Source organism: bacterium (assembly GCA_030655055.1).
GTDB lineage: Bacteria > Edwardsbacteria > AC1 > AC1 > EtOH8 > UBA5202.
This window is the reverse complement of record JAURWH010000032.1, coordinates 1-3,515: the sequence shown is the minus strand read 5'-3', so window position 1 is coordinate 3,515 and position 3,515 is coordinate 1. Positions and strand designations below refer to the sequence as shown.

General features: G+C 55.4%; 5 protein-coding genes. 1 reads left to right on the top strand and 4 read right to left on the bottom strand.

Going from position 1 to position 3,515, the window contains the following annotated elements:
- The 4 genes from porA to Q7U71_01405 form a co-directional block, all read right to left on the bottom strand.
- Nucleotides 1-626: pyruvate ferredoxin oxidoreductase (porA, locus tag Q7U71_01420; protein ID MDO9390415.1), on the bottom strand; the 626-nt coding region annotated here is incomplete at its 3' end.
- 1 nt (nucleotide 627) lies between these two features.
- Nucleotides 628-924, bottom strand: coding sequence for a hypothetical protein (locus Q7U71_01415; GenBank protein MDO9390414.1), 297 nt, complete (start codon nucleotides 922-924; stop codon nucleotides 628-630).
- Complete coding sequence (locus Q7U71_01410; protein MDO9390413.1) at nucleotides 921-1,487, bottom strand: 2-oxoacid:acceptor oxidoreductase family protein; 567 nt, start codon at nucleotides 1,485-1,487, stop codon at nucleotides 921-923. The genes Q7U71_01415 and Q7U71_01410 overlap by 4 nt, the downstream gene beginning before the upstream one ends.
- A 256-nt stretch (nucleotides 1,488-1,743) precedes the next feature.
- Nucleotides 1,744-3,039, bottom strand: coding sequence for a tetratricopeptide repeat protein (locus Q7U71_01405; GenBank protein MDO9390412.1), 1,296 nt, complete (start codon nucleotides 3,037-3,039; stop codon nucleotides 1,744-1,746).
- Nucleotides 3,040-3,228: 189 nt separating this feature from the next.
- On the opposite strand from Q7U71_01405, the gene Q7U71_01400 reads away from it, so the two are divergent.
- On the top strand, nucleotides 3,229-3,515 hold a 287-nt coding region (locus Q7U71_01400), incomplete at its 3' end, for a DNA gyrase modulator (protein ID MDO9390411.1).

Here is a 3,515-nt window from a genome sequence, read left to right as displayed (position 1 = left end):
GTGAAGGGCTTCTTGACGTCCAAAAGATGCATCATGGGATCGTACTTCCCGATGAAGCTCTGGACATCTGCGTCGGGCAGGATGTCTATCCGCTCCATGCCGTGGGAGATGATGAAGCCGTCTGTGGTGACCATCACCGGCAGGCGGACGTCCTTGTGCTCGGCTATCCGTATGGCCTGGATCATGCTGTCGTAGGCCTCCTGGGCGTTCTCGGAGAAGATGTGGATCCAGCCGGCGTCGCGGCAGCCCATGGTATCGGAGTGGTCGCAGTGGATGTTGATGGGGGCTGCCAGCGCCCGGTTGACGTCGGCCATCACGATGGGCAGCCTTAAGCCCGCGGCAATGTAGATCATCTCGTACATCAGGGCCAGGCCCTGGGAGCTGGTGCCGGTCATGGTCCGGGCCCCGGCCGCGCAGGATCCGATGCAGGCCGACATGGCCGAATGCTCGGACTCCACCGCCACGAACTCGGTCTTGACCTCGCCGTCGGCCACGTACTGGGAGAATATCTGGACGATCTCGGTGGCCGGGGTGATGGGATAGGCGGCCACCACGTCGGGATTGATCTGCTTCATGGCCAGAGCCATGGCTTCGTTGCCGGTCTTGGCCAGTATTATCTTCTGCATGCTATTTGACCTCCTCTTCCATGACGATGGCCTTGACCTTCTTCTTGCCCGGGCACTCGTGGGCGCAGATGCCGCAGCCCTTGCAGTGGTCCAGGTTGAAACCGGTCACCTGGCCGTCCTTTAGGGTCACCGCCGAATCGGGGCAGTAGACCCAGCAGAACAGGCACTGGATGCAGTTCTCGGGATGATACACCGGCCTGGAGCTTCTCCAGTCGCCGGTCTTGAAATCAACGGCGGTGCCGCTTTTTTCGATATTGCCCCCCAGGGCCAGTTCTTTGTATTTCTTCAATTCGCTCATGCCGATTTTACCTCCTCTGCCGCCCGCTTCATGGATTGGATGTTCCCCTCGATCACCTCCGGCCGGTGGGCGAATTTCTTGGCCAGCTTCTTTTCGGTGTCCTCCATCATGCTCTTGAAATCCAGGATCCCGGTGATCTTTACCAGGGCCGCCAGCATCGGAGTGTTGGGGATGTTCTTGCCGATGGTCTCCTCGGATATCTTGGAGGCGTCCACCGTGAATATCCTGCCGTCAAACTTGACGGACTTTTTGATCTCCACGGCATCCAGACCGGTGTTGATGATCAGCATGCCGTCCGCCCCCAGGCCCGCGGTGACGTTGACCGAAGCCATCAGGGTGGGATCCAGCACCACCACCACCTTGGGTGATTTCACCGGACAATGCATCAGGATGGGCTGCTCATCGATGCGGTTGAATGACTGCACCGGGGCGCCCATCCGCTCCGGTCCGTACTCGGGAAAGGCCTGTACATACTTGCCGGCCGACAATGCGGCATCGGCCAGTAACAGGGCCGCGGTCTTGGCTCCCTGACCGCCCCGTCCATGCCATCTGATCTCGATCATATTATATTGATAACTCCTATAAATTGCAGTGGGATAAAAAAATGCCTCCAGGCTGAAAATGCCAAAGTAAATAGTTAGTATAGCTCAAAACAGGGCAAAAGTCAAATACTTTTTGCTTATTATGGAGATACTCCGTTCCCAAACCAACCAAACCATCTAAAGAGAACGCAGATTGAAGCTGATCACGGTAATTTATACCCACTAAAACCACGAAAAGACGCGAAACATTTTAATTGGGATGCTGCTAAATAAGGGTTTAGTGTTTTTCGTGGGCAGCCGGATAACCTTCCAGTTCCTCCAGCTTTACCCGGTTGTCCGAATTGGGAGCCGTCCGGCACAATTCCCGGTAGAGCTCCAGGGCCGCTTGTTTGTGGCCTTCCTTCCCCGTCAGTTTGAAAAGTTCGTAGATGATCTGAGCCTGCTCCTTGGGTTGCCGGTATTCATCCAGCAGGCCCTCCATTTGCCGGAGGCCACCCGGCTTATCGTCAACCGAAGACAGATTGGCCTGCAGCAGCCGGCATTTGAAGATGGTATCGCTTTTCCCCAGGGCCCGGGCGGTCTCAAGCGCCTGCCGGCAGCTGGTGCCCGACTCGGGGTAAAGTCCCATCTGGTATAGCAGCTCAGCCTGCTCCTCCAAAAAGACCGCCAGGAAGTATTTTAGATTGATCTCCCTGGCCAGAGCTACGGCCTGGTCAAAGCACTCCCTGGATTGCTGGTGATTCCCGGTGAACCGGTAAAGGTTGGCTAGGTGACTGAGGCTGATGCTCAACCCCTTTTTATCGCCCAGTTCCCGGGCGATGACCAGCCTTCGATCAATGTGCTCCCGGCCTCTGACATAATCCCCCTGCTCAATGTAAAGCGCCGCCATATTGCCCAGGGATACGCTTTTGGTGTGTTTGTCGCCGATCAGTTCCGCCCATTCGGACTGACGTTGCCAGCACTCGGCCGCTTTTTGAAATTCTCCCTGCGAATTATAAACCCAGCCCATGTTTCCCATTTCGATGCTGGCGCTGTAATGATCACCGGCTGCTTCATCCAGAGCCAGGCCTTCCCGGTAGCATTCCAACGATCTGCTGGCATCGCCCATGTCGCCGTAAAGGTTGCCCAGGTTGTTCAAGGCTATGGTAATGTCGTAGCGACTGCTTATTTTCCTCCCCAGTTCCAGTGATCTGACATAGCACTCCAGGGCCTTCTGATAATCGCCCTGCCGGTTGTAAATGCTTCCGATCTTGTTGAGCACTGCTCCCAGTCTTTCCTCTTGCCCGGTCTGCAAATAGTAATCTTTGGCCTGCGACAATAGCTCCAACGGCCGGACATCCTCGCCCTTTTTGTGAAGCATCCAGCCCAGCTTGGTCCGGCACTCGGCCATGGCCTCCTTGTGCTGGGCCAGACCGGCCGTTTCCAGTCCGGCGGCAAACAACTCCCCGGCCGCATCCCAACGGCCGGTAAGCTCCAGCACCTCGCCCTTCTTGATCAATACCTGGTGGGGGTGGAAGGAGCGTGAAGTTCCCGGTCCTTTGAACCATAATATTTTTGGCTGGTACTTATGCAATGCTTGATCAAATTTGGTGGTCGATGGATTTTGGCCAAATGTTCCGGCTTTCAAATATACCACTTTAGACTTTTACATGCAATAAAAATATCTCCTTCATCCGCCAAATAATCTTGATAATTGATACCGGTTATGTTATACTGAATATTTGAAAATCAACCAAATAATTTCCGGGAGAATCAACATCCCATGAAAACCTTTGCCCAAAAAGTTTTGGCGGCCCTTCCCTCCAAAGGCCTGGATTACGCCGATGTCCGGGTGACCGGCCAGCTCAGCGAGTTCATTTCCACCAAGAACGGCAGCGTGGAGGCGGTCACCAAGAGTTCCGACTCCGGTTTCGGCTTAAGGGTTCTGGTCAACGGGGCCTGGGGCTTTGCGTCCAGCTCCCGGCTGGAAACCGCCGAGATCCGGAAAGTGGTCAGGGACGCCATCGAGATCGCCAAAGCCAGCGGCCTGACCAAGGTGGAGAAGGTGGA

Bases quoted from the DNA above. Each gene is read 5' to 3' on its own strand.
- Q7U71_01410 (MDO9390413.1), bottom strand. From the start codon at position 1,487: ATGATCGAGATCAGATGGCATGGACGGGGCGGTCAGGGAGCCAAGACC.
- Q7U71_01415 (MDO9390414.1), bottom strand. From the start codon at position 924: ATGAGCGAATTGAAGAAATACAAAGAACTGGCCCTGGGGGGCAATATC.